This is a genomic window from Amycolatopsis acidiphila (assembly GCF_021391495.1).
Taxonomy (GTDB): domain Bacteria; phylum Actinomycetota; class Actinomycetes; order Mycobacteriales; family Pseudonocardiaceae; genus Amycolatopsis_E; species Amycolatopsis_E acidiphila.
Window position 1 is genome coordinate 3,695,083 of sequence record NZ_CP090063.1, and the last position, 24,364, is coordinate 3,719,446.

The following is a 24,364-nucleotide window of genomic DNA, read 5'->3' on the forward strand; positions in this document are numbered from 1 at the left end:
CTTGGCGTGGCCCCGTCGACGGCGCCGGAGGGCACCGCGACGGCGAGAGGCCATATGGCCCACAACCACGTGAACGCCGACCGTGATGACCTTCATCAGGATGACCGCCAAGACGATGTTGGTTCCCCAGTTGGCCCACGGCGAGTCCCAGTGCGCCGCCGAGCAACCCGACGTGCACGACGATGGCCCCCAGCCCGTATAGCGATCAGCCAGGGCGCAGGCGGATCATGCGCGGGCTCCGGTCCGCGCACCCGCCACGACCAGCCCGGCGACCATCAGCAGGACGGCCAGGCCGAGGAAGCCGGCGTTGAGAGTCGCCGTTACGGCGATCGCGCCGACCAGCAGCGGGCCGCCCGCGTCGCCGAGTTCACGGCCGACTTCGGCGGCACCCATGGTCTGCCCGAGCCGCTCCTGCGGGGTGACCGCGGCGAGGTGCGCGAACCCGAGCGGCGTGGCCAGCCCCACGCCGACCCCAACGGCCACCGCCGCCGCCAGAACCCCAGCGACACCAGGGACCAGCGCGGCCAGCACCATCCCGGTGGCCGCCAACCCGAGCCCACCGGCCATGCCGGCGCCGTCACGCAGGCGCCCGGCGTCGCGGGCGCGGCCGGACCACGGCTGCACCAGTGCGGAACACAATGCCAGCAGCGACACAGCCGCGCCCGTGACCAACGGCGTCAACCCGGCCGCCGCGCCGGCCACGGGCAGGAATCCCACCCCGACCGCCAGCGCCGCGGTCGTCGCGGCGAGAGTGGCGGTGGGGCGCAGGAAGCTCGGTCGGGCCAGGCGGCGGGCCAGGTCGACCACGGTCTGGCGGGTGCGCGGCAACGGTGGCGCCGCGGGCACGACCAGCATGGCCCAGCCGGTGACGGCCAGCGCGAGCACCGCGAGGGTGCCGAACAGCAAGGGAAATCCGCCGAGGGTGATCAAGACGCCGCCCAGCAGCGGACCGAGGGTGTAGCCGATGCTCTTCCAGGCGCCGTAGCCGCCGAAGGCCCGTCCCCGGCGCTTCGCCGGGGACAGTCGCGCGACGAGCGCTCCGGCGGCGGGGGAGAACGCCGCGGCGGCAGCACCCTGGCCAAGCCGCGCCAGCCCGACCACGGCCGGGTTTCCGGCAATGACGAAGGCAGCAGACGCGAGGGCGAAGGCGACGAGACCACCGAGCAGCACCGGGCGGGGGCCGATGCGGTCGGCCAGCGAGCCGAACACGGGTTTGAGGATCACTTCGGCGCCGTCGTACACCGCCAGCAGCATCCCCAAGGTGAGCAGGGAGGCGTGCTCACCGTGGGTATAGGCGCCGAGGCTGGCGGCGATGCTGTGCGCCCCGAACGCGGTCACGAATCCGGTCGCGTACAACGGCCGCAGCTGTGCGGCCGAGCCGTTGGAGGTCTGCTCAGGCGACTCAGCGCTCACCGGTCGGTGTCTTCCGAGGCAAGCCTGCCTGCGAATAACGCAGGACGAGCGCCGCCGTCACCGGAGCCCACCATCGGCTCCACCGCGGCCGCCGGAGAACGCGGTGCGGTGGGGAACGCCGGCCGCAAGGAGGTGCGCTCGGCGAACTCGACCAGCCGCACCAGGAGCCGATGCACCAGCCAAAACCCGAGCAGGCTGACCACCACGCCCACCAGCAGCCCGGCAACCACATCCTGGGGGTAGTGCGCGGCGACGTAGACGCGGGAGAACCCCATCACGACTGCGGCCAACGCGGCGAGCCAGCCGAGGCGCCGACTGACCGGGAACAGCCCCGCCGAGACGCCCCCGCCAGCACCGCGTGATCACTCGGGAACGCCGGATCGTGGCTGTGCTGAGCCAGCACGAGAATGTTCTGCAGCGCGGTGTATGGGCGCGGCTCACTGACCACGGCCGAGAGCGGCTGATTCACCCCCAGCGCAGCCAGCATCCCCAGCGGCGCCCACACCGCTGCCGCCATCCGCGCCGGATTCGCCTGCTGACGCGCCGACCACCACCCGGCCACCATCAGCGCGGCGAACACCGCGATCTCGTCATTGGCGTAGCTCAAGACAATCCTGTGCAGCCACGGCGTCGCGCGCCAGGTCGTTGATGACCTGGAACAGGTGCGTATCGATGTTCACTCGTGGTCCTCGGGCCGATGGTCGGTGGGTCACATTTGGCGCAGGGCTTGGAAACCTGCTCGGTGTAGTCGGCCAGCCGCTCGGTACAGTGCTTGAGCCGTTGCTCCGCGTCGGGGGCCGAGGGCGCGCCGAAGACATCACGTGCCTCAGGTCGCGATGCCAGCGCCGCAACCGCTCCGGGCTCTGCTCCTGTTCTTCCAGTTCGGCCATGGTGAACTTGCCGTTGCGGATCTCCTCGTCGATCTCGGCATCGAACTTGCCACAATCGGCCAGGAACTCCGTCCATTCCGCCTCCCGACCGGCGGTGAACAGCCCCTCCAGCCGCGCTCCGTCGGATTCGGCGCGCCCAGCTGTGCCCAAAACGACCACTTCGCCTTCACCGCGCCGGGCCAGTCCGATCACCCGGGCGACCCCTCGGCGAACACCAGCACGTTGAGCACCGCCCAGGTGCCCTGCCCCAACGACAGCGCCCCGATCCGGCGCAACTCCCGCCACACCGCCACTCGATGCCGCGACGGCTCTGCCGGCACCTGCACCACCAGCACCAACCACTGTGCGGCCTTCTGCTTGGCCACACAGGAGAACGTATCACCAGTTACAAACACTGTGGTGTGCTGAAGCCAGAGCCGCGAGGCTCCGACCGCAGAGATCCCTTCGAGCATCGACCGGACTTGGGGCAGCTTCGCCCGAGCATCAGCACCGGTCCGCTGTTGTCGCCGTTGACGGTGCCGCGGGGTGGAGGTGGGGCGAAAACGAAGCCGCCGTCGTGGAGGGTAAGGCCAGCCCGATCCGATCGGCCTTGAACATTCGGACATCAACTTCCGCTGTCTGCGGCCAACTCGGGTTGAGCTGGCAGTCCTGGACCTGGCTGGTTCCGCTTGGACCCAAGCGGAACCAGAGGGTCCGTCTTCAGCCGGAACCGGCAGCAGCGGCGTCGCGGAGCAGGCAGAGAAATGCCGGCCAGTGCAGAAGTTGTGAACAGGCGACGTCAGAAGCTCGGCTTGGTGGCCACTCGGAACAATGCGAGACGGCTGATTGCCCCAGGCTGGGTGATCTGCCGCACAACCGTCGGCGGGTGTGGCCATCGCTCGCGGCCGCTTGCCGGCCAGCTGCACGGGCCTCGCTGAAGCTCCGGCTTGGAGCTCGCCCAGTCAAGTGGGCGGATTGCGGATCACGGTCGATCCCGGTTCGGCGCCCCGAAACCATGATCCTCGGCGCCGCGAATCCGGACATTTGGCTCTCAACGATCTTGATCAACGGTTGCGGTAACTCGGATCCGCAGGTCAGGGTTGTGGTGTTCCGAAGGGGAGTAGCCCGCAAGTCCACTGTCGACACACTGAGAACCCGTTCTCCGGCAGCGGCACCCGCACTCGATGGGTGGGCGAGACCTTCGGCCGGTTGATCATGCCTGGCCGAGACCCCTGGACGTCGCGGCACGGCCTGCGCGCGTCCAGGAAGGAACCTGCACCCATGATGGCCACCAAGTTGCTGCGTCCTATCGGGATGTGCGTCGCCCTTGTCGTCCCGGCCCTCGTCCTGCGACTCATCGGCGCGCAACCGACGCCGGTGATCGGGCTGGTGTTGTTCGGGATGGCGGTGGTCGCCGCGTCGTTCGTTCTGGCCTGGGCTGCCGAGGCCGCGCAGGTCGACATCTCCGGCGGGCTGGCGATCGCGATCCTCGCGGTCATCGCCGTGCTGCCCGAGTACGCGGTCGATCTGTACTTCGCCTACACCGCAGGGTCGAACCCGGATTACGTCGCCTACGCTGCGGCCAACATGACCGGCTCCAACCGCCTCCTGCTCGGCCTCGGCTGGTCCTTGGTCGTGCTGATCGGCCTCGCGATCGCGAGAAAACGCACCGGGAAGACCGTGCGCGAGCTGACACTGGAATCCCCCTACCGGGTGGAGCTCGGGTTCCTCGCCATTGCGTCGGTCGTCGCGTTCGTCATTCCGGTGACCGGGCAGATCTCGCTGCTGTTCGGCTTCGCGCTGCTCGGGTTCTTCGTGTTCTACCTGTGGAAGGTCTCGCGCGCCGAAGTCGGGGAGCCGGACCTGGCGGGCCCGGCCGCGACGATCGGTGCCCTGCCCAAGCGCGTCCGCCGGATCCTGGTGGTGGCGCTGTTCGTCTTCGCCGCCGCGGTCATCCTCGCCTGCGCCGAACCGTTCGCGCACAACCTGATCACCGCCGGCACCCAGCTCGGGATCGACCAGTTCCTCCTCGTGCAGTGGCTCGCCCCGCTGGCCTCGGAGGCACCCGAGTTCATCGTGGCGATCCTGTTCGCCGTCCGCGGCAAAGGCGACGCCGCGATCGGCACCCTGATCTCCAGCAAGGTCAACCAGTGGACCCTGCTCGTCGGCAGCCTCCCGCTCGCCTACCTGCTCGGCGGCGGGGGCGGCGCCCTGCACCTGGACGCCCGGCAGGTCGCAGAGTTCCTGCTGACTGCGACGCAGACTCTGCTCGGCGTCGCCGCGCTGCTGGCGCTGCGGTTCCCGCGCTGGTCGGCCTGGACGCTGCTCGGGCTGTTCGCGGTCCAGTTCGCGCTGCCCGGCCAGACCGCCCGCTACGTCCTGGCCGCGATCTACGCGGTCATCGCACTCGCGGCGCTGATCCGCAACCGCCGGTACATCCTGCCCACCCTCGCAGCCCCGTTCCGCCGGGCATCCGACGACGGCGAGGACGAGCACGATCCGACCGCGTCGGACATCGCGGCCACGGCTGGTCGCTGAGACACGCTCACGTCGAAGCGACCACCCTCACGTTCGTCCCCGCGGCAACGGCAGGCTCGCCGGTGGCGCGGACCGCACCACCAGACAGCACAACCCGCCAGGACCGATGACGAACTCAGCCGTGCTTTCCTGCAGGAATTACGCGACGTGCTACCGACGCGGTTGCTCACGGCTGCTGCACGGCGCAGTCCACGCTACCTCGACCACGGGCGGCCCGAGCTGCCCACGCCGTGGCGGTACGGTCGCTGGTGAGACTTCGATTTAGGACGTCCGTGCCGAGCGAAACGACCGGCCAGCCCCCCTAGCTCGACGACGATGGAGGGCGTCGTCAGGCCACGGGCGCTCCGATGAGCTGACCGATGCCGTAGGTGACGGCGACGGCGAGCGCGCCGAGGACGAGCTGGCGCAGCCCGGAATGCAGCAAGGGGCGGCCGGTGAGCTTGCCGACGGTCATGCCGCCGGCCAACAGCGCAATGCCGGTCACCACCAGCGAGACAATCAGGGTGCTGGCGCCGAGAAGGTAGGGCAGCAGTGGCAGAAGCGCGCCGATCGAGAACGCGGCGAACGACGCACCGCCCGCGAGCAGGGCCGAGGGCAGATCCTGGGGATCGACGCCGAGCTCGTCGCGGGTGTGCAGCCGCAGATCCTGTTGGGGATCACGGGCTACTGCTTCGGCCATCCGGCGGGCCGTCTCGTTGTCCGCGCCGTAGCCGATGAACCGGTCGACCAGCTCGTCGTGCTCCTGCTGCGGGTAGCGCGCATGCATCTCCGCTTCCAGCGCGACCTCGGCGTGCACGAGCTCGTTTTGGTTGGTGACCGAGACGTACTCGCCGGCGCCCATGGAGAATGCCCCGGCGACCAGTCCGGCCAGGCCGGTGAGCACGATCGTGTGCGGCGCGACACCCCCGCCGCCCACACCGGCGATCAGGGCGGCGTTGGTGACCAAACCGTCAACGGCGCCGAACACGGTCGGGCGCAGCCAGCCGCCGGAGACGTCACGGTGACGATGGGCGGCCCAGGTCGTGGCAGCCGACCGGCCAGGGCGGCGTTCGGCGCCGGAATTCGTTGTCACCCTCCGAGTCTGGTCGACCCGACCGCAGGCTGCCTGTCGAGACGTCCGCGATCACCTGCTGCGGTGTGTCACCCGTCCGGCGCGGTGCCGTGGCCAAGCAGGAGCCAGACGGCCTCCGACGCCGTGCGTGGTCTCGGGGACGCCCCAGCCCGCTTCGGTTGCGGTGTCGGCAAGGCTCTGCCCAGTCGAGACTGCGGTGTCGGTCAGGTTCTGCCCGGCCTCGGCGAGCCCGGTCGTGGTCTCGCTGATCTGCTCACGACCCGGTACGTCGATGCCGGTCAGCTCGGCGACCTTGTCACCCACGCCACCAAGCAACTCCTCGGCCTTGCCCTTGATCATGTCGAACAAGCTCACAGCTAGATCCCTTCAGGTGATACGGAGCGCTCGTGTCGCATCTCCAGCAAGACGCCGAGGCCGCGGCGCAGGACACAGACCGGCTTGATGTCCCCACGTGACAGCTTCCCGCGACGAGTACGCTCCGGGACGAATCCGACAATCCCACCTGCTTCCGAGTTGCCGCAACCGTTTTCCGCCGACATCCATGCGCCGACTTTCCGTTCTGGCACCGGGAAACAGGAGATCGGCAACCCGAAAACGCGGCCGCCGGCCCCCGCATGATCCCTTCCCGCCTGCGGCGGCGCGCGATCCAGGCGGCGGTACCAGCAAGTCGACGACATCCATCTGCTCAGCTGAGTCGTCACCCGCAGGATCGTCCGCGGAGGGCCCGCCACCCGGCAGGAACGACGGACCGTCGCCACCGCAAGTTGATCTTCTCAAACAGGCTCTCAGTCCGGAACGCGAGGACTACCTGCGGACGCAGATCGCGCACAGATTAGGTTTTCGCGCCGCGCCCGTCTGTATGTGTGAGATCGACTCACGGGAGGATGGCATGATGCGGAAACTGATCTTCGGCATGAACGTGACCCTGGACGGCTACATCGCCGCGACCGGCGTCGACATCGGCTGGGGCGGGCCGCCGAGCGACGAGCTGTTCCAGTGGTGGCTCGACCAGGAGCGGGCGAGCGATCTGTCGCTGTACGGGCGCAAGCTGTGGGAGACGATGAGTTCCTACTGGCCGACCGGCGACCAGCGGCCGGGCGCTACTCCGGCGGAGATCGAGTTCGCGCGGAACTGGCGGGACACGCCGAAGGTGGTTTTCTCCTCGACGATCGACAAGGTCGACTGGAACACCCGCCTGGTCACCGGCGACGCGGTCGCCGAGATCACCCGGCTCAAGGCCGAGGACGGCGGCCCGATGAGCATCGGCGGCGCAACGCTCGCCGGGGCTGCCATGCGGGCCGGGCTGATCGACGAGTACGCCCTGGCCGCCTACCCGGTCCTGGTGGGCGGCGGCACGCCGTTCTTCACGGCGTTGGACAGCTGGGTGAACCTGAACCTGGTGGAGACGCGGACGTTTCCCGGCGGCGTGGTGCTGACCCGATACGAGACGAGGCGATGAGCACGGGCCACATGCTCGGCGCGTGAGGCCAGGTCGAAATCCTTCCTGGCGTGCTCACCGTGACCCTCGGCTATGAGGGAACCTTCCCCCGGGCCCCTCTCTTGCGTTCGGAGCGACCTGTTGACCGACTCGCTGGAGATGAGGACGACGGCGTCGTTGATCGTGACGATGTTCTTCGGGCGTAAAGAAGCCCCACCGGCAACGCCGGCGGGGCGGTGGTGTTCGCGTTGTCGCGTTGGTGTTCAGGCGGTCGGGGTGCTCATTCCGCGGTGACTTCGGTGACGGCGGCCGTGCGCTGGACTCGTCGACGATGGGGACATGTGTGATCACAATGTCGGGGGCAGGTCCAGCCATGGTTTGTCGGTGGCGTCGAATCCGGTGAGCTCGGCGATCTTCCCGTCGACGACGTGCAGGACCGCGATGTTCAATAACCGGTACTCCGGGTCGTCGGGGGTGCGGAGGTACAGCACGGCGGCAGGCATGCGGTTGACCGTCGTGGTGATACAGCGCCAGTCGTCGTGGCCGCGCTGGAAGAGCCCACCGGAGACCCAGCCGTCCACCGCGTCCTTGGCCGTCATGATCAAGGTGCCCGGCTCGGGCAGCATCGCGAAGCGCAGGTCGTCGCGCAGCAGGGACATCAGCCCGTCGAGGTCGTTGCGCTCATGGGCGTCGATGTAGGACTTCACCACGCCGCGCTCGTCATTCGACAGCTCGTGGATGGCGGGGCTCCGCCAGGCGAGGCGGCGGCCGGGCAGCTGCTCGCGCATCGTCACGCGCGCCCGCTGCAGTGCGCTGGTCACCGATGCGACGGTCAGCTCGAGGGCGTCGGCGGCCTTCGACGCCGGCCAGCCGAGGACGTCGCGCAGGATGAGCACCGCCCGCTGCCGCGGCGGCAGGTGCTGGACGGCGACGATGAACGCCAGCTCGATCGTCTCCCGTGCCACCACCGATTCCTGCGGGTCCTCGGGGAGCATCCGGTCGGGGTACGGCTGCAGGTACTGCACCTCGGAGCCGGAGTCCGACAGCTCGGACGGTAGGGGTGTGCGGTCCTTGTGCTTCTCCAGGAAGTCGAGGCAGACGTTCGTCGCGATCCGGTACAGCGAGGTCCGCAGCGCAGCGTGGCCCTTGAACGACTCCCGCTTGTTCCACGCTCGCAGGAACGTCTCCTGCGTCATGTCCTGGGCGTCCTCGTAGTTCGCGAGCATCCGGTAGCAGTGCACCTGCAGCTCACGCCGGTGGCGCTCCGTGATGAGCGCGAACCGCGCCGTATCGCCTGAGCGGACCGCCGCGATGAACGTGGCCTCGTCGGCGCCCAGCGGTCTAGCGTCGGTCATGGTCATCAATCCTTCCACCAGTGCGAGGGGGCTACCAGAACTGACGACGTGGCGGAGGATTTCTGATCGGTGAAGCCGCTGACACTGGGCCGTTCGTCAGGGCGGATGGGTCGGGTCGATCCAGGGGAGGTGCTCCGGGTCAGGCATACCCTCGATGTCGAGGTGGGGGTCGCCGTGGTACCCGGTGAACACCTCGTCCAGCGCCCAAATCAGCATCACCGGGCCAGAGGCTTATGGCTTTCCGCCACGCCATCGTCACCGGGCTAGCAACTTCACGCGGCCAGCAGAAACACCCAAACGAGGTGGGGCCAAATCAGAGTGCCGCACTTCGCAGCGACCGGCGAGTGGGCCAAATCAAGACCCACCCGACCCCGCAACCCAGACACCGGGGCCACCTCAGAATGCCGAACCGGGGCCACTTCAACTTGCCGAAATCAGCAGTTTGTCGGAAATGACGCAGGCCGTGCGCTGACAGAGAAGCGGGACTGTCGACTGAGGTCGGCCCGAGCGGGCCCTGCCGGTGGGCGGATACGCCAGGTGGCACTCCGCGGGGGTTCTTTGGCGGCTGTGTCGGGCGACTTCAGGTGTGGAGACTGGGGGAGCGACATCGATGCGGCCCGCCTGCTCATCGAGCAGCGGTGTGAAGCGCCAGAACGCGGCACGGAGATATCGCTGTTGGGTTCGGATGTCAGACCGGGCGGACTGTCGCCGCGGCCAGCAGCGCCCACCGCAGGACGGTGAACCGGGCTGGGCAACTCACGCCGCCACGGTAGGACCTCATCGCGCCGTGAGCCGGGTGGGGGTGCACTCCGGGTTCCGGCACGGCGACCGTGGCCGCCTGACGCAGCCCACTGTCGTGGTCAGGGTTGGTCGTGGTCATTGGCTGCCGTGCTCGTGGTGCTCGTCCTGATGTGCAGGAGTGTGCTGGCCGGACCCCTCGTGGTCGTGGTGGGCGTTCGGCGAGCCGCCCGTCATACCCAGCATCTCCCGGCCGCCCGTGCGGAAGAACCCCCAGGAGCAGGAGAGCGGCAAGGATGAGGAACGCGATGTTCAGCCAGGTGGCGTAGTTCCACGAGACGCTCTCGGTCATCACCGTTGCCGAGCGTTGGGTGGGGATGAGGCCGGTGACGCCGAAGACGAGGTCGACGAGGTAGGCCGCACCAACCATGGCGACGTAGAAGGTGCCGAGCAGGGCCAGGGGCATCCGGGTGCTGTAGTCCTTCCGGACCAGGCCTGCCAAGCTGAGGCCTTGCGACCGAGGCCATGCCCGCGAGTGCGTGCCGCCGATCGGTTCCGCCGGTGGCCTCTGAAGGCGTCCTATGTGGACGGCACCTGTGTCGGAGGTTACCGAGGGCCCGTCTGTGCTGCCGTCTCGACGGTGACCTGTCCACGGGGGAGCCCGGCGGCGGCGGTCAGCCCGAGCAGCCCGATCCCGGCCAGGGTGATCATCGCCGCGGCGTAGGCATGCGAGGTGAGGCCGGCGACGAGGATCGTGCCCGCGATGGCGGTACCCAGGGACGAGCCCAGGTTGGACACGCTGCGTGACAAGCCCGAGATCTCCCCCTGCTGATCTTCTCCAAAGCTGGACTGCACGACGTTGACCGAGGGGGTCAGCATCACCCCGAGGCCCAGGCCGATCAGCAACAGCCCGGGAGCGGAGGACCAGGGGTTGGGCACCCACCAGGCCATGACGAGCAGCACACCGACGCCGGCAATCGTGAGCAGGAAGCCCGCTACGATGAGCGTCCGCTGCGCGCGCCGCTTGGCCAGCCGGCCCGCGGCCAGTGACGACACGAGCAGTCCCGCCGTGGCGGACGTGAAGATCACGCCGGTCGCCATCGCGCTGTAGCCCTTCACGACCTGCAGGTAGGTCGCCACCACGAACGAGGAACCCATCAGCAGCAGCCACTGGATGTTCTGGGTGACCATGCCCAGGTTCGCCGTGCGGTTGCGGAACAACGCGAGCGACACCAGGGGTTCGCGGCCTGCCCTCTCTTTCGCCCGTATCCACAGGAAGAACCACAGCAGAAGGAGGCCGCCGGCGAGCAGGAAGGCGAGCAGCAGCCAGACGTCGACCTTGGCAAGGAGGATGCCCATGACGACGAGCACCAGGCCGGTGGCCGACAGCACGGCGCCGCCGACGTCGAGGTGTCGTGCCGGGTTGACCGGAAGGGGATCGGTGATCTTGCGGCTGAACAGGATGATCACCACGACCACCACAGCCTGGAAGCCGAACGCGGCGCGCCAGCTGATGGCCGACGTGATCAGGCCGCCGATCAAGGGCCCCGCAGCGCCCCCGATGCCGGCCATCGCCATGATCGCGCCGAACGCGCGTGCCCGTGCGGTGAAGTCGGCGAACAGCAGCGTGGTCAGGATGTACACGGGCGGGATCAGCAATGCCGTGCCGACGCCTTCGAAGATCGAGTTGCCGAGGATGAGCACGCCCAGCCCGGGCGAGAATGCGCTCAGGACGGCTCCCACGCCGTAGAGCGCCAGACCGGCCAGGAAGCAGCGCTTACGGCCGTAGCGGTCGGTGACCTTGCCGCCGGGGATCATCAACGCGGCCATGACGAGCAGGAAGAGGGTGATGGAGATCTGCACGCCTTGCACGGTCGTGTGGAGGTCGCGGCTGATGTCGTTGATCATCACGGTCATGTTCGAGCCGGCGAAGCTGCAGATGAACTGCGCGAGGGCGAGTGGGACGAGCACCGCCCGGAGCGAGCCGGACGTGGAGGGATCAGCCATCCGCGAATCGTGCTGCACGCCGCCCGCCGGCGGCTCACCCGGAAAGGAGGGGGTACGGCTCGATGGCCGCGATGAACCAGAAGCTCCAGATTTCAACGGCCGCACTGGTTTCTCGCCCATCGCTGGTGAGATGCCGTGACGCCGCTGGCTGCGCAGCGTCACCCGGTGCGACAGTGGGCGAGAGGCGGCCATCGGGAGTGGGAATGCACGAGGGTAGTCGAGGCAAGGCGAGGCGGCGAGTGCCCAGGGCCAAGGTCGTGGTGCCCGGCGTGCCGCCCGGCTATGTTTCGCGGCCGCGCCTGCTGTCCGCACTGGATCAGGCGCGCGACGCCACCGCGATCGTGGTGTGCGCCCCGGCCGGGTCCGGCAAGACGCTGTTGCTGGCCGAATGGGTGCGGCTGCGCCATGCCGCGGAAACGGCATGGGTCTCGCTCGACTCCGACGACAACGACGATCGCCGGTTCTGGTCCGGGATCCTCAAGGCGCTCGAAGCGTGCCCGGGCGTGCCGCCGGACAGTCCGTTGCGCCACCTCGCGGTGCCCGTGCACCCGAGCCGGCACCTCGGTTTCACCGGCGCAGTGGTCAACGCACTGGACGAGCTGCCCCGCCCGGTGTGGCTGGTGCTCGACGATCTGCACGAGATCGTGGGGGACGCACCGCTGCAGGGCCTGGAAACGTTGTTGCGGCAGCACGCGTCCGCGCTGAGGCTGGTGCTGATCGCGCGGCACGACCCGCCGCTGTCACTGGCCAAGCTACGACTCGCCGACCAACTCGCCGAGATCCGCACCGACGACCTGCGGTTTTCCGGTCCCGAGGCGCACGCGTTGCTCGCCGCGGCCGGGGTGGAGCTCAGCCCGGAGCAGCTCGCCGAGCTCGTCCAGCGGACCGAAGGCTGGGCGGCCGGCCTGAGACTGGCGACGGTGTCCCTGCGCGAGACCGAGGACCCCGGCCGGTTCCTTGCCGAGTTCGCCGAGAACGACCGCGCGATGGCGGACTACCTGCTCGACGAGGTGCTGTCCAGGCTGCCTCCGGACCTGCTGGAGTTCCTGCGGGCGATCAGCGTGTGCGATGAGGTATCCGCAGGACTGGCGCGCACCCTCTCGGGACGTGGCGACGCGGGCGTGCTGCTCGACACCCTGGAGCGTGCCACCTCGCTGGTCATGCGGGTCGGCGCCCGGCAGCGATGGTATCGGGTGCACGCGCTGGTGCGCTCGTACCTGCTCGCCGGCCTCAACCGGCAGCTGCCCGGCCAGGCGGTGGTGCTGCACCAGCACGCCGCCGACTGGTTCGCCCGGCACGGCCGCCCGGTGCAGGCGCTCGCCCAGCTGATCCAGACTCGCGACGCCGACCACGTCGTGGCGTCATTGCGGCGATCGGCCCTGCCGCTGGCGCTGGCCGGCGCGCATGACCTGCTGGCCCGCGCGCTGGCAGTGCTGGGTGAAAACGTGATCGCGGCCGACAGCCTGCTCGCGCTCGTCTCGGCATCGCTGCAACTGGAAGAAGGCGAAGCGGCCGGCGCCGAAGTGGACCTGGCGCACGCCGAGGCGGCCTGGGCCGTTCCGGCCCCGGCCGAACTCGAGCAACTGCACGTCCTGGTCAAGGTGCGGCTCGCCGAGCTCACCGGCGACATCGACGCCATGTTGCACACCACCGATGAGCTCGAACTCGGCGAGGCGTCACACATCCTGGGTGCGCTGAGCATGCTGCGCCGAGGCAACGCACTGCTCGCCGCGGGCCGCCACAACGCCGCGCACAAGCAGCTGGAGGCCGCGCTCGACGCGGCGCGCGAGAACGAGCAGGACTACGTGGCTACGCAATGCCTCGCCGCACTCGCCGGGGTCGCCGCGACCGTGGGGGACTACCGCCTGATGGGCCGGCTTGCCGGCGACGCGCTCCGCGAGGCCGAGGACAAGGGCTGGCGGCACACCATGGTCGCGGCCACCGCGTCGGCGGTGCTGGGGTACCGGGACTTGCTGCTCGGACGGCCCGCCGAGTGCCTGCGGCATGCGCAGGACGCCACCCAACTGGTCGACGGGGACGTGCCATCCGCCAACCGTGGGTTGTCCGTGTTGCTCGGCGCCCTGGCCGGCACGGCCCGTTTCGAGGTGGGCGAGTGGGCCGAGGGCCTCGCGCAGCTGGGCGCGGCCCGGGCCGGCGCCCGCGGCATTCATCTGCCGGCGCCACAGGTCGTGCTCGGCGCCGTGCTCGAGCATCGGGCGGCAGTCCGGTTCGGCTGGACGGAGGCCGCACGCGAAGCCGTGACCTGGGTCCGGGAGGCCGCGCCCGAGTGCGGGGAGCTGATGCTGATGCGGGCGAGGAGCCAGCTCGCGCTGGGTCGCCCCGTGTCCGCGGGCGCGCTGATCCGGGCAATGCTGGACGCCTCCCACACCATGCTGCTGCCCTGGACGGCCATCGATGCGTGGCTCCTCGACACCGAAGTCGCACTCTTCGCCGACGACGAGCCGGGTGCCCAACGGGCGCTGCACAAGGCCCTTTCGCTCGCCGGGCACATGGACGTGTTGTACCCGCTCGTTTTCGCCTCGCCGGTGGTCATCGAACTGCTGATCAGCCGGCTCGGCAAGCTGGGCGGCTTGCACAGTGTGGCCGCGCAGGTGCTCGAAGTCCGGCAAGCGCTCGGGGTTCCGGTGATTCCGCTGCCGCTCACCCGGCGGGAGCGCACTGTTCTGAACCTGTTGCCCACCCTGCGCTCGTTCGACGAGATCGCACAGGATCTGACGATTTCTCCGAACACCGTGAAAACGCATGTCCGGGCCATTTACCACAAACTCGGTGTCCGCAGGCGCCGCGACGCGGTGAGCGTGGCACTGGAACGCGGATTGCTCGAAAGCGCAGCCGAAGTGACCAATGGCCCTGGGCCGCATTGACGCGGCCACATAGCCTCGCTGGGTATGGGACCAACGGACCGAAACGAGGAAGCTGCGCGGCGTAGCGCGGATCGGATACCCCATCCGAAGATCGCGGTACCGCACGTTCCCGCCGGTTTCGTCAGACGGGAACCGCTGCTGGACCGGCTCGAGGACGCCGCAGCGACACCGGTCATGATGGTGTGCGCACCGGCGGGCTACGGGAAGACCTTGTTGCTCGCGGACTGGTTCACCGCCACCGCCGTGCCGGCCAAGGCGTGGTTGTCGCTGGATGGCAACGACAACACGCCGGCGCGGTTCTGGACCGCGATATTGCGCGCCCTGCGCGAACACGGAATCCTGCCGCAAGAGAGTCCACTTCGGACGGTGGTTCCCGATCCGAATGACACCGCGGGTTTCCTTGCGGAGCTCACCGACGGACTTGAGGCGTTGCCCGACCCGTTCTGCCTCGTGCTCGACGATTTCCACGAGGTCGTCGACCAGGAGACCTTGCACGGGATCGCGACGTTGCTCCGGCACCAGCCCGAACCGCTGCGACTGGTGCTGTCGAGCAGACTCGACCCGCCGCTGCCACTCGCGCGGCTGCGGCTGCAGGAGCGGCTTCGCACCCTGCGCGCCAGTGACCTGCGCTTCTCCGAGTCCGATGCGGCGGCGTTGCTCGAGACGAGCGGCGTCCGCCTCACCAGCCGCCAGCTGCGCCGGCTGATCGAGCAGACCGACGGATGGGCGGCCGGGCTCCGGCTCGCCGCGCGGTCGCTGCGTCAGGCATCGGACCGGAACGCGTTCCTCGAGGACTTCGCGTGCGACGACCGGGCCGTCGCCGACTACCTCGTGGGCGAGGTGCTGGCGGGCCTGCCGGAGGAGACCAAGGAGTTCCTCGCCGCGGTGAGCGTCTGCGACGAGGTGGCCCCGTCGCTTGCCACCGTGCTGTCCAGTCGCGAGGACGCGGGAGTGATCCTCGATGAGCTCGAACGCGAGAGCTCGCTGGTGATGGGCGTCGGACGCGAACGGCATTGGTACCGGCTGCATCCCCTGCTGCGGTCTTACCTCCGGGGCGACTTGGACCGGCGGCTGCCCGACCGGGCGGTGGAGCTCAACCACACCGCGGCGACGTGGTTCGCGGCGGAGGAATTGCCCCGGGAGGCCCTCGACCACGCGGCCAGGGCGGAGGAGACCGAAACGGTCATGACACTGCTTCGCGACCACGCAGTGGGCCTTCTGCTCCATGGCGAGCACGACATCGTGAGGCAGGCGTTGTCCGCGGCGGGCTGCGCGGTGGTCGAGGGGGACGCGTGGCTGACGCTGCTCGCGGCGCTGACCCACCTGGAACGGGATGAGCTGGGGCTCGCCGGCGCGTACCTCGCACGCGTGGGGATGATGCCGGAGGGCGACGGCGGGATGCCGGTGGGCTCGGTACACCAGCTTGTCACGGCGACGTACGAGCTGCTGCGCGGCGGCCCGAGGCGGCGGGCGTCGCTCGACTGGCACGGCGTCGTGGCCGGGCACGACCGGCCGGGGCTCGAGACGTGGGCGCGGGTCGTCGCCGGCTGGACGTCCTTGTGGGCCGGTGACCGGAGCACCGCCCGGCACGAGCTCGACGTGGCCATTCGGATGGCCCGCGATCTCGGCCTGGACTACCTCGCGCTGCACGTGCTGCTCGCCCGCGGGACGGCGGCCGGATTCGATGGTGACCTGGCCGGCCTGGCGGACGCGGCCGGCGAGGCCGTCGCGATCGCCGAGGGAAACGGATGGTCTCAGTCGACGTGCTCTGCCGGCGCGCACTTGATGCTGGGTTTCGCCCATTTGCTCCGCCTCCGTCCCGAGGCCGCCGTCGCCGAGGCCGGCGCCGCGAAGAGCGCGATCGGCGGAGCTCCGACGCCCCGGCTGTCTTACCTTGCGGCGGTCGCCGAGGGAGGTGCCCGGTTCGACCTCGGCGACCGCCAGGCCGCGCTCCAGCTCGTCGGCCAGGCCCGGCGGACGCTTGCCGATCACTCTCTCCTGCCTGAGCTCGCCGCTGCCGGCGCCCTCGTCGAACTCCGGTGCGCGGTGCTGCTCGGGGAGGAGGCCACCGCGGGCGAGGTGCTGCGGTGGACCTACCGGCGGGCCGGGGCGACAGCGGAATTCGCGCTGATGACGGCGTGGGCGCAGTTCGCCCGTGGCAGCCTGGGGCGGGCGGTGCGCACGCTCGACGGAGCCGGGCCCGCGCTGCTCACGGAAACCTTGGTGGAAGGCCACCTGCTGCGCAGTGCCGTGGCGATCCATTCCGCGCAGCGCACCCGTGCGCGCGGGGAGCTGGAAGAGGCGGTGCGGCTCGCGGAGCCGGCCGAGCTGATCCGGCCCTTCCGGTGGGCTGACCCGCTGGTGCGGCAGTTGCTCGTCGACCAGATCGGAAGCTTCGGCGCCGCAGATGCCTTCGCCGCCGGGGTACGCCTGGCGGTCGTCGCGTCCGGTGGAGACCACGACGGGTTGCTGACCGAACGGGAACAGACAGTGCTGTCACACCTCGGCGCCCAGCGCTCGCTGGACGAAGTCGCCACCGACCTGTCCGTATCGGTGAACACGATCAAGACGCACGTCCGCGCGATCTACGCGAAGCTCGGCGTGAACAACAGACGGGCGGCCGTACTGACCGCCCGTGAGCGCGGCCTCGCCTGACCTACTCGCCTTCCCGGGGTGAGGCGGCGCGTGGCGGAGGTGCTTAACGTCGCCGTGATGACGGACCGACAGCTCAGGGTCCACACCTTCACCGACCCGACTGTGCGCACCGGACCAGGCCTGCCGCGGGCCGTGGTCATCCTCCTGGGGCTCGCCGCGGTGACGGTCACGGTGGCGGGCATGCGGGCCACGGCGTGGCTGCTGGCGCCGGTCCTGCTGGCGCTGGTCATCGTGATCGCCGTCGCGCCTGTGCAGCAGGCGCTGCGCAGGCGCGGGTTCCCGGCGTGGTCGGCGACAGTGGTGCTCCTGCTACTCGTCTACGGGGTGATCATCGGGTTCGGCCTCGTGGTGTTCGTGTCGCTGGCGAAGCTGATCACGTTGCTGCCCAGGTACGCGAGCCGGTTCGACGAGCTCGTCACCAGGGCAACCGGTGTGCTCGCGCGTGCCGGGGTCGGCCCCGAGCAGCTGCGCGAAGTCGCGCGCTCGCTCGACCTGGGCAAGCTCTTGCCCTATCTGGGCTCGGTGCTGAGTGGGCTGACCGGCTTGCTGACCAGCGTGACGTTCCTGCTGGCGCTGCTGTTCTTCCTCAGCGCGGAGGCGGGTGGGTTCGGCACGCGCATGGCGGCGCTCACCCGGGACCGGCCGGCGACCGGGGCCGCGCTCGCCGCGTTCGCCACGCGCACGCGGCGATACCTCGTGGTCACCACCGTGTTCGGTCTCGTCGTGGCCGTGCTGGACACGGTCGCGCTCGCGATCATCGCGGTCCCGCTGGCCGTGTTGTGGGGACTGCTGTCGTTCGCGACCAACTACATCCCCAACGTCGGCTTCCTGCTCGGCCTGGGCCCGCCCGCGCTGCTCGCGCTCCTCGGCGGTGGCTGGCGGCCGATGATCGCGGTGATCGGCGTCTACTGCCTGTTCAACCTCGTGATCCAGTCGCTGATCCAGCCCTACTACGTCGGCGATTCGGTGGGACTGTCGGCGACGGTGACGTTCCTGGCGCTGGTGTTCTGGTCGTGGGTGCTCGGGCCGCTCGGCGCGATCCTCGCGATCCCGGTGACCCTGCTCGTGCGGTCCGTCCTGCTGGACATGGACCCCGGGACGAAGTGGTTCGCCGTGCTGTTGCACCTGTCCGGAGACGGCGCCGGCCGCGCTCGACGTGGCGACGGCCGGCGTCTCTCACCGGATGAGCCGTAGGTCCCGGCCGTGCGCGACGATCGCGTAGATAACGATCACATCCAGTGCGATGACCACCATCGACCACACCGGGTACGCCGCGACGAAGCCGAGGTTGACCACCGCGCTGACGCCGGCGATGACGATGGCCGCCACCCGCGCGGCGGCATTGCCGGTGAGGACGCCGATACCGGCGAGCACGGCCACCACGCCCAGGCCGATGTGCACCCAGCCCCAGACGGAGTAGTCGACGGCTACCACCAGGCCGGAAGGCCTGACCAGGTAATAGCCCCGGTCGTACACGGCGACGACGCCCTGTACCGCGTGGAAGAGGCCGAGCAGGATCAGCATCACCCCGCCGAAGGCGACCCAGCCGGTCCACGCGCTGACTCGCTTCGTCCTGGCCGCCGTCCGATCGCCGGCTGATGTCTGGGTCATCTCGTCCTCCTGAGGTCGGTTTGCGCCAGCCTGGCCGCGCGGCGGCGGCGACCGCCTCATCCGGTGGGGATGAACCCCCGGCAGCGGGGTCACGAGCGGCTCGGCCGGCCGCTGAACCGTTCCCATTCGCGGGTCCAGCTCGCGGCCCGGCCGCGGTTGAGCAGCAGCCGCCCGGCGGCCAGGCCGCCCAGGGCCGCGGCGACGCAGCAGATTCCCGCCGCGAGGGCGGCACCCACAGCGGAACCGAGCACCGTGGCTCGGCCGGCCGGCGCCGTGGTCAGGTCGTCATTCCGGTCGAGCCAGATCGGCTGGGCGCTGCCGGCAGGCGTGACCGGCTCGACCCAGATCGGTGCGGTGCGGTCGAGGCCGTCGGCGCCGGTCCAGGTGGCCGGGGCCTGGACCTGTTCATCGGCCGACGGGATGTCGGTCAGCGGCGCCTCGGGTGCGTCCGCCTGGATGATCGCGATCGCCGGGTGCCGTTCCAGTCCCTGCTGTCGTGCCAGCGCCGACTGTTCCCGGTAGACATCCGCGCCGGCCGCCGCGGCGACCGGGATCGCGGCCAGACACAGCCCGATGGCCAGCAGCGCCAGCACCGCCTCGATGCGATCCCAGCGCCGGGCCAGCGCGCTGCGGCCGGGGCGCAGCAGCCGTAGCTGCCGTGCCGGCCAGTTTCCGGATCCGCCCCTCACGTGTCCCATCGCCGCCGCCCGCACGTCAGATCGCCACCAGCTTCGCCCTGGCGCGCTGGTATTCCTCTTCGGTGAGGTCGCCGTGGTCGCGCAGCCTGGTCAGCCTCGCCAACGCCCCGTCGCCGGAGCCGTTCGGGCGCGGGACATCGGCGGCGGCGTCCCGGACGTAGGCGCGGAAGGCCTGGTCCCGCTGCCGCGCACGCTGGTACTCGCGGTCGCCCATGCCCCGGCCGCGTGCGATGAGGTAGATCAGGACGCCCAGGAACGGCAGCACGCACACGAAGATCGTCCAGCCCGTCTTGGCCCAGCCACTCAGCTCGTCGTCGCGGAAGAGGTCGCCGAAGACCCGGAACAGCAGCACGAGCCACAGCACCCAGAGGAAGAACCACAGCATGGTCAGGAACAGGTCGAGCAGGGGATAGCCGGACATGGTGGAACCTCCGATCGGCGACCGGCCCGGTGAAGCGGCCGGTGCGGGCAGGCGGGACGAGACCACGCTCGGCCGCCGCGTGCCGCAGCCGCACCACCCGAAGCGGATGGCTCGTGCGGTGGCGGAATTCATCTCGGCGGGATGAGGGGCCCGGTGCCGGGCGGGACATCGTGGCGGGAGGAGGCCCGCTCACGGCAGGGAGGATGCCATGGCAGAAAGCGCCTACCACGGCAGCTGATCCTGCTCGGCCTGGTCCACCCGGTGGAAGGTCTCGCCTCGGTGTTCGACGACGGTTATTACCTGGTGAGCTCCGCCGGATTGCTGACGGGGAACACCGCGGCCCGGCTGCCGGGGTGATCCTCGCAGGCGCACGGACGGGAGATGAAGCTCCCGGAGGACCGAGGCGAGGGTGGTCAGAGGTCGATCCGCGCGGTACACCACCAGCCGCTGGGAAACCGCCGGCAGAGCGCACTCCGGCGTGAAACGGCTTTCGGAAGCGCGCCGGAGGGCAGGATCGCGGCGGCGCTGACGGTCTCGCGGCACACTTCCAGTCCCTCGGCGATCACCGACACCGCCGTCGCGACCGGTACCTCCTGCCTCTCCAGCACGTCGGAGATGACCTGGCCCAGTACCGCTTGCAGGAGTTCGGCGTCGGTGCCGCCCGTGACCCTGAAAGATGACCGCGCCGACGGGGAGGGGCGTGCCGGGCCGATGAAGCTTCCCACCACTGCGTCCACCGCTTCCGCGATGCACGCTTCCCGGGTGCCGGCCCACGTTTCGATCCGCAGGTCCCCGGCGTGCACGGGACGCCGCGAAGGTGCAGCTCGCGGCGGTTTCACAACCGGCCCAGCCCGTTCGCGCCCACCGAGACCGGGCACACGACCCGGACGGCCAACAGGAGTCGCACTCGCTGGAACGCCGCCGCTCGCGCTTCGAGCCCGCCCGCGTCCAGCGCCCGCACGACGAAGGAGTCCGGCGCGTGCCGTGCCCGGATGTCGGCGATGCGCTGTTCGAAGGTGGCCGGCTGCCCGGTCGCGTCGACCGACATATCGCAATACCACAGGGCGTCACGGAGGTTCGTCGTTTCGTCTGGGAAGTGCGCGAGCTGATCAGTGAGACCTCGTAACCCGGCGACGGACCTCGCGTCGGAGTGGTTCGCGACCAACGCGCAGAGACGCATCGGCGCGCCCAGGTGACGCAGGAACCGCGCGCCGTCGAGCGGGTGGAAGCCGGAGACCACCAGCGGTCCGGCATAACCGATGTCATGCAGAATTGCCGCGGTGACAAGCAGATCCTGTTCATCGGCGGCCAGGAGCCGGGGACCGATCCGGGCGGCTACCCGAGCAGTCGCTCGCACGTGCGCCCACCGTCGCGGTAGCGCGTGCGCGAGACAGCGCCGGGAGAGTTCGCGTGCAGATGCCACATCCACGAGGACATCGTGATCATCGCGGACCGGTTGCCCCCCATCCGTTCGGGGTGAACTCTCGGCGCTTCACCACGGGCGGGTGAGGCGCGACAAGGCGTGACGGCGTTCTGTGCGAACCATGTCCATTCTGGAAGTGACACGCGAAGAGCTGCTGACGCGCGAAGAAGCAGCGCACCGGTTGTCGACGCTGGCGGCGGCGCTCTCCGACGGCGAAAAGGTGCTGGTCCCCTTGGGCGGCAGCAACGTGAAGGTGAACGTGCCCGAGCACGTCCGCTGCGAGATCGAGCTCGAGGTCGACGGGGACGAGGTCGAGCTGGAGGTCGAGCTGAAGTGGCCCGCGCCGGGACACCAGGACTGAGTCGGTGGTCACCTCGATCCGCGAGCGGACAACAGGCCGCCACGGGCTGACGCCGGTCGAGCGGGCGGCGCTGGGAAAGGCGGCGCGATCGGCGGTGCCACGCTCGCGGCACGCCGAGTTCGCCCGGGACCCGAACGCGCCGACTCCGCTGGAGCTGCTGGCCGGCCAGGACGCGAACCGGGTGCCGGAGCTGCTGCCGATCCGGCACGAGCGGATGGCCCTGTCGCCCCTCAGCTACTTCCGCGGGGCGGCGCTGCCGATGGCGAGCGACCTCGCCGGAAGCCCGCGGACCGGGTTCACCGTGCAGACCTGCGGTGACGCGCACCTGTCCAACTTCGGGTTGTTCGCCTCGCCCGAGCGGCGCCTGGTGTTCGACATCAACGACTTCGACGAGACCTTGCCCGGACCTTGGGAATGGGACGTCAAGCGGCTCGCGGCCAGCCTCGAGGTGGCCGGACGCGACAACGGCTTCCCGCGGAAGCGGCGGCGGGAGATCGTGACCGGTGCGGCCGCCGAGTACCGCAGCGCGATGCGCGAGTTTTCGAGGTGGACCGTGCTGCGGGTCTGGTACGCCCGCGCCGATGTGGAGACCGTACAGGCGACCTTTGCCGATCAGCTCGGTGCGGCGCGTCGCAAGAAGCTGTCGCAGACCACGGTCAAGGCGCGTGCGAGGGATCATCTTGGTGCGCTGGAGAAGTTCACCGAACGCGCGAACGGGGGACCGCGGATCGCGTCAGACCCGCCGTTGATCGTCCGGGTGGAGGAGCTCGGCATCCGCGACCGAGCGGCCCAGGTGATCGAGGAACTGCACGGCGTGCTCGCGGCGTACCGGGAAACCCTGGAGCCGGAACGGCGGCTGCTGCTGGACCGCTACCGCGTGGTCGACTTCGCGCGGAAGGTCGTCGGCGTGGGCAGCGTGGGCACCCGGTGCTGGATGCTGCTCCTGCTCGGCAAGGACGACCGGGATCCGTTGTTCCTGCAGGCGAAGGAAGCGGGCCCGTCGGTGCTGGAGGCCTACCTTGAACCGAGCGAGTTCGGCAACTCCGGTCGGCGGGTCGTCGTCGGGCAGCGGCTTATGCAGGCGGCCAGCGACATCTTCCTCGGCTGGGTGCGGGTGACCGGCCTGGATGGGGCAATCAGGGACTTCTACCTTCGGCAGTTGCGCGACTGGAAGGGCTCGGCGGAGATCGAGACGCTGGATCCGGTCGGCATGCTCGCCTACGGCCGGTTGTGTGCCTGGACGCTCGCGCGGGCCCACGCGCGCACCGGGGACGCGATCGCGATCGGCTCGTACCTCGGGTCCGGGACGTCGTTCGACACGGCGATCGGCGAGTTCGCCCGCGCGTACGCCGATCAGAACGAGCGCGACCACGCGGCATTGGCCGACGTGGTCAAGACGGGCGCGCGATGAACCCGCGGCGGCCGGTCGCCGGCGACGCGGTCATCGCGGTCGCGGCCGTGGCGATCCGAACCGGTGCGAAGGTTGCCGGCAACTTCGCCCCGCTGCTGCGGACGGAGCGCTGGCCCGGTCCGCTGCGGGCGCTGGCCGGAACCGGCTTCGCGTACCGGCAGGAAGCTACCGCACAGGCGATCCGGTGGTACCACAAGGCGGCTCCTGCCATCGTCCGGGACGTGCTGGACCAGCTGGATCTGGCCGGTCTCGTGCGAGACATCGTCGAAGAGAGCGATCTGCCCGAACTCGTCCGGCTGGCGACCGGTTCCGTGGCGACGGAAACCGCGCGCGACCTCCGGATCCGCACGATGACAGCGGACGAGACGGTGTCGCGGTGGGTCGGCCGGGTCCTCAGCCCGGGCGCTGGCGCCTCAGCCGTGGGGGCACCGGTTGGCGGCTGACGACCGGGCCGGTGTACCGGCAGAGGTCCGGGCGTGCCAGGGGCACCGCGCCGGCGTGGTGAGCCGCGCGCTGGCGGCCGTGGTCGATCTCGGCGTGCTCGTGGTCGCCCTCGGCGCAGGCTACCTGGCCGTGGCCGGGCTGGCTTTCGCGGTCAGCCCGGCCCGGTTTTCCTTTCCCCGGCCGTCGCGGACCGTCGTCGTGGTGGCGGCGGCCGCGCTCGCGATCAGCTACTTGACGGTGTCGTGGACCGCGACCGGGCGCACGGTCGGCGATCTGGCGCTGGGCTTGCGGGTGCTCGGCCGGGGCGGCCGCTGCCCGCATCCGGTGCTCGCGTTGCTGCGTGCCGTGTGTTGCCTGGTCTTCCCGATCGGCCTGGCCGTGGCCGCCGGTCCAGGACGCCGGTCCGTGGCCGACCTGCTGCTGCGCACGTCCGTGGTCTACGACTGGTTCCCGTTCACGTCACCCGGAACGTGCGAGGTGCGCCGGTGGCGCGCCGGGAAGCGTGACCTGCCCGAGCGGAGGGAAGTGAGCGCGGTGGTTGCCAGCAGGCGTGTGATGGTGGCGGTACTGGCCGGTGTGGTGACCGTCGTCGTGGGCGGCTGCCAGTCCGGTGGCAGTGAACCGCCGGCCGCGCCTCCGGCGACCGCGGCGACCATGGCGCCGCCGGCGTCGCCCCTCGCTTCGGTCCGGCCGGAGTGCGCGAGCCTGGTGGACAGCGGGCAGGCGCTCGCCGCAACTGTGAGCGAACTGGTCCAGGGGACCGCGTCCCGGGAACAGGTGCGCATCGCCGCGGCGCAGCTGTCGAGCGCGATCGACTCCGCCCAGCACACCGTCGGCGCCGAGATCAGCGCTCGGCTGAACGACGTCAAGGCCGCGCTCCAGCGGGTGGTCGATGCGGCGGGAGCGCAGCCGCCGGACGGCGCGGCGATGCGGGCCGGGGTGAACGACCTTCTCGTCGCGCTCCGCGACGTGGCGACGAGCTGCCAGGCGGCCGGCACACCGACCTCTGGGGGATGATGCCGAGC

24 protein-coding genes and 1 pseudogene are annotated in these 24,364 nt (G+C 70.1%); 10 read left to right on the forward strand and 15 right to left on the reverse strand.

Annotated features, from left to right (window positions below):
• Window positions 1-225: 225 nt before the first annotated feature.
• From LWP59_RS17960 to LWP59_RS41040, 4 genes and pseudogenes are all read right to left on the reverse strand, one after another.
• Window positions 226-1,413 carry an MFS transporter gene (locus tag LWP59_RS17960; RefSeq protein WP_144631749.1) on the reverse strand — a complete coding sequence of 396 codons (1,188 nt, stop codon included), beginning with the start codon at window positions 1,411-1,413 and terminating at the stop codon, window positions 226-228.
• Window positions 1,410-1,703, reverse strand: coding sequence for a phosphatase PAP2 family protein (locus tag LWP59_RS17965; RefSeq protein ID WP_222425376.1), 294 nt, complete (start codon window positions 1,701-1,703; stop codon window positions 1,410-1,412). Before LWP59_RS17965 ends, LWP59_RS17960 begins: the two co-directional genes overlap by 4 nt.
• Window positions 1,688-2,020, reverse strand: a complete 333-nt coding sequence (locus tag LWP59_RS17970) for a phosphatase PAP2 family protein (RefSeq protein ID WP_222425375.1) — start codon at window positions 2,018-2,020, stop codon at window positions 1,688-1,690. The genes LWP59_RS17965 and LWP59_RS17970 overlap by 16 nt, the downstream gene beginning before the upstream one ends.
• Window positions 2,017-3,178 (reverse strand): annotated as a pseudogene (locus LWP59_RS41040) (Chromate resistance protein ChrB). The gene LWP59_RS17970 and the pseudogene LWP59_RS41040 overlap by 4 nt, the downstream one beginning before the upstream one ends.
• Before the next feature lie 385 nt (window positions 3,179-3,563).
• Here LWP59_RS41040 and LWP59_RS17985 point away from each other — a divergent pair.
• Window positions 3,564-4,820, forward strand: a complete 1,257-nt coding sequence (locus LWP59_RS17985; protein ID WP_229857750.1) for a sodium:proton exchanger — start codon at window positions 3,564-3,566, stop codon at window positions 4,818-4,820.
• Between the two features lie 328 nt (window positions 4,821-5,148).
• Here LWP59_RS17985 and LWP59_RS17990 read toward each other — a convergent pair whose 3' ends face one another.
• Window positions 5,149-5,892: a VIT1/CCC1 transporter family protein gene (locus LWP59_RS17990; RefSeq protein ID WP_144631746.1), complete on the reverse strand. Its 744-nt coding sequence runs from the start codon at window positions 5,890-5,892 to the stop codon at window positions 5,149-5,151.
• A gap of 51 nt (window positions 5,893-5,943) precedes the next feature.
• Window positions 5,944-6,246, reverse strand: coding sequence for a hypothetical protein (locus tag LWP59_RS17995; RefSeq protein WP_144631743.1), 303 nt, complete (start codon window positions 6,244-6,246; stop codon window positions 5,944-5,946).
• 538 nt (window positions 6,247-6,784) lie between these two features.
• Here LWP59_RS17995 and LWP59_RS18000 point away from each other — a divergent pair.
• The gene (locus LWP59_RS18000; protein ID WP_144631740.1) at window positions 6,785-7,351 is read left to right on the forward strand and encodes a dihydrofolate reductase family protein; all 567 of its coding nucleotides are present in this window, start codon (window positions 6,785-6,787) and stop codon (window positions 7,349-7,351) included.
• Window positions 7,352-7,677: 326 nt separating this feature from the next.
• Here LWP59_RS18000 and LWP59_RS18005 read toward each other — a convergent pair whose 3' ends face one another.
• The 4 genes from LWP59_RS18005 to LWP59_RS18015 form a co-directional block, all read right to left on the reverse strand.
• The gene (locus LWP59_RS18005; protein WP_144631737.1) at window positions 7,678-8,685 is read right to left on the reverse strand and encodes an RNA polymerase subunit sigma-70; all 1,008 of its coding nucleotides are present in this window, start codon (window positions 8,683-8,685) and stop codon (window positions 7,678-7,680) included.
• Window positions 8,686-8,781: 96 nt separating this feature from the next.
• Complete coding sequence (locus tag LWP59_RS40350; RefSeq protein WP_267903737.1) at window positions 8,782-8,904, reverse strand: hypothetical protein; 123 nt, start codon at window positions 8,902-8,904, stop codon at window positions 8,782-8,784.
• Between the two features lie 469 nt (window positions 8,905-9,373).
• Entirely contained in the window at window positions 9,374-9,925 is a 552-nt protein-coding gene (locus tag LWP59_RS18010; RefSeq protein ID WP_229857754.1) for a hypothetical protein, read from the reverse strand.
• A 104-nt stretch (window positions 9,926-10,029) separates the two neighbouring features.
• Window positions 10,030-11,592, reverse strand: a complete 1,563-nt coding sequence (locus LWP59_RS18015) for an MFS transporter (RefSeq protein WP_308431738.1) — start codon at window positions 11,590-11,592, stop codon at window positions 10,030-10,032.
• 77 nt (window positions 11,593-11,669) lie between these two features.
• Here LWP59_RS18015 and LWP59_RS18020 point away from each other — a divergent pair, with 77 nt between their 5' ends.
• From LWP59_RS18020 to LWP59_RS18030, 3 genes are read left to right on the forward strand one after another with little or no spacing between them, the layout of a single operon-like run.
• Window positions 11,670-14,315, forward strand: a complete 2,646-nt coding sequence (locus LWP59_RS18020; RefSeq protein ID WP_186382972.1) for a LuxR C-terminal-related transcriptional regulator — start codon at window positions 11,670-11,672, stop codon at window positions 14,313-14,315.
• A 24-nt stretch (window positions 14,316-14,339) separates the two neighbouring features.
• Complete coding sequence (locus tag LWP59_RS18025; protein ID WP_144631728.1) at window positions 14,340-16,970, forward strand: LuxR C-terminal-related transcriptional regulator; 2,631 nt, start codon at window positions 14,340-14,342, stop codon at window positions 16,968-16,970.
• A 57-nt stretch (window positions 16,971-17,027) separates the two neighbouring features.
• Window positions 17,028-18,164, forward strand: coding sequence for an AI-2E family transporter (locus LWP59_RS18030; protein WP_144631723.1), 1,137 nt, complete (start codon window positions 17,028-17,030; stop codon window positions 18,162-18,164).
• Here LWP59_RS18030 and LWP59_RS18035 read toward each other — a convergent pair.
• From LWP59_RS18035 to LWP59_RS18045, 3 genes are all read right to left on the reverse strand, one after another.
• A complete protein-coding gene (locus LWP59_RS18035) occupies window positions 18,147-18,581 on the reverse strand; it encodes a DUF7144 family membrane protein (RefSeq protein ID WP_144631720.1) in 435 nt (144 codons plus the stop codon). The genes LWP59_RS18030 and LWP59_RS18035 overlap by 18 nt on opposite strands.
• A gap of 89 nt (window positions 18,582-18,670) precedes the next feature.
• On the reverse strand, window positions 18,671-19,270 hold the full coding sequence (locus tag LWP59_RS18040) for an Rv1733c family protein (RefSeq protein WP_186382971.1): 600 nt from the start codon (window positions 19,268-19,270) through the stop codon (window positions 18,671-18,673).
• 25 nt (window positions 19,271-19,295) lie between these two features.
• Window positions 19,296-19,700 carry an SHOCT domain-containing protein gene (locus LWP59_RS18045; RefSeq protein ID WP_144631714.1) on the reverse strand — a complete coding sequence of 135 codons (405 nt, stop codon included), beginning with the start codon at window positions 19,698-19,700 and terminating at the stop codon, window positions 19,296-19,298.
• On the opposite strand from LWP59_RS18045, the gene LWP59_RS18050 reads away from it, so the two are divergent.
• Entirely contained in the window at window positions 19,699-19,845 is a 147-nt protein-coding gene (locus LWP59_RS18050; RefSeq protein WP_186382970.1) for a hypothetical protein, read from the forward strand. The two genes, LWP59_RS18045 and LWP59_RS18050, sit on opposite strands and share 2 nt — an antisense overlap.
• Window positions 19,846-20,113: 268 nt before the next feature.
• On the opposite strand, the gene LWP59_RS18055 is transcribed toward LWP59_RS18050, so the two are convergent.
• Both LWP59_RS18055 and LWP59_RS18060 read right to left on the reverse strand, forming a co-directional pair.
• Window positions 20,114-20,578, reverse strand: coding sequence for an archease (locus LWP59_RS18055; RefSeq protein WP_308431739.1), 465 nt, complete (start codon window positions 20,576-20,578; stop codon window positions 20,114-20,116).
• Entirely contained in the window at window positions 20,536-21,057 is a 522-nt protein-coding gene (locus LWP59_RS18060; protein WP_186382968.1) for an HD domain-containing protein, read from the reverse strand. Before LWP59_RS18060 ends, LWP59_RS18055 begins: the two co-directional genes overlap by 43 nt.
• A 187-nt stretch (window positions 21,058-21,244) precedes the next feature.
• Between LWP59_RS18060 and LWP59_RS18065 the strand changes: the two genes are divergently transcribed.
• The 4 genes from LWP59_RS18065 to LWP59_RS18080 are packed head-to-tail and all read left to right on the forward strand — an operon-like array spanning window position 21,245 to window position 24,356.
• Window positions 21,245-21,484, forward strand: coding sequence for an amphi-Trp domain-containing protein (locus LWP59_RS18065; RefSeq protein WP_144631705.1), 240 nt, complete (start codon window positions 21,245-21,247; stop codon window positions 21,482-21,484).
• Between the two features lie 4 nt (window positions 21,485-21,488).
• A complete protein-coding gene (locus LWP59_RS18070; protein WP_222425374.1) occupies window positions 21,489-22,895 on the forward strand; it encodes a DUF2252 domain-containing protein in 1,407 nt (468 codons plus the stop codon).
• Window positions 22,892-23,338 carry a hypothetical protein gene (locus tag LWP59_RS18075; RefSeq protein WP_144631702.1) on the forward strand — a complete coding sequence of 149 codons (447 nt, stop codon included), beginning with the start codon at window positions 22,892-22,894 and terminating at the stop codon, window positions 23,336-23,338. The genes LWP59_RS18070 and LWP59_RS18075 overlap by 4 nt, the downstream gene beginning before the upstream one ends.
• Window positions 23,328-24,356, forward strand: a complete 1,029-nt coding sequence (locus LWP59_RS18080; RefSeq protein ID WP_144631699.1) for an RDD family protein — start codon at window positions 23,328-23,330, stop codon at window positions 24,354-24,356. The genes LWP59_RS18075 and LWP59_RS18080 overlap by 11 nt, the downstream gene beginning before the upstream one ends.
• Window positions 24,357-24,364 lie beyond the last annotated feature (8 nt).

Excerpts from the sequence above, each read along its gene's own strand:
- LWP59_RS18035 (WP_144631720.1), bottom strand. The coding sequence starts at position 18,581 with ATGACCCAGACATCAGCCGGCGATCGGACGGCGGCCAGGACGAAGCGA.
- LWP59_RS18005 (WP_144631737.1), bottom strand. The coding sequence starts at position 8,685 with ATGACCGACGCTAGACCGCTGGGCGCCGACGAGGCCACGTTCATCGCG.
- LWP59_RS18050 (WP_186382970.1), top strand. The coding sequence starts at position 19,699 with ATGGTGGAACCTCCGATCGGCGACCGGCCCGGTGAAGCGGCCGGTGCG.
- LWP59_RS18030 (WP_144631723.1), top strand. The coding sequence starts at position 17,028 with ATGACGGACCGACAGCTCAGGGTCCACACCTTCACCGACCCGACTGTG.
- LWP59_RS17985 (WP_229857750.1), top strand. The coding sequence starts at position 3,564 with ATGATGGCCACCAAGTTGCTGCGTCCTATCGGGATGTGCGTCGCCCTT.
- LWP59_RS18075 (WP_144631702.1), top strand. The coding sequence starts at position 22,892 with ATGAACCCGCGGCGGCCGGTCGCCGGCGACGCGGTCATCGCGGTCGCG.
- LWP59_RS18000 (WP_144631740.1), top strand. The coding sequence starts at position 6,785 with ATGCGGAAACTGATCTTCGGCATGAACGTGACCCTGGACGGCTACATC.
- LWP59_RS18045 (WP_144631714.1), bottom strand. The coding sequence starts at position 19,700 with ATGTCCGGCTATCCCCTGCTCGACCTGTTCCTGACCATGCTGTGGTTC.
- LWP59_RS18065 (WP_144631705.1), top strand. The coding sequence starts at position 21,245 with ATGTCCATTCTGGAAGTGACACGCGAAGAGCTGCTGACGCGCGAAGAA.
- LWP59_RS18025 (WP_144631728.1), top strand. The coding sequence starts at position 14,340 with ATGGGACCAACGGACCGAAACGAGGAAGCTGCGCGGCGTAGCGCGGAT.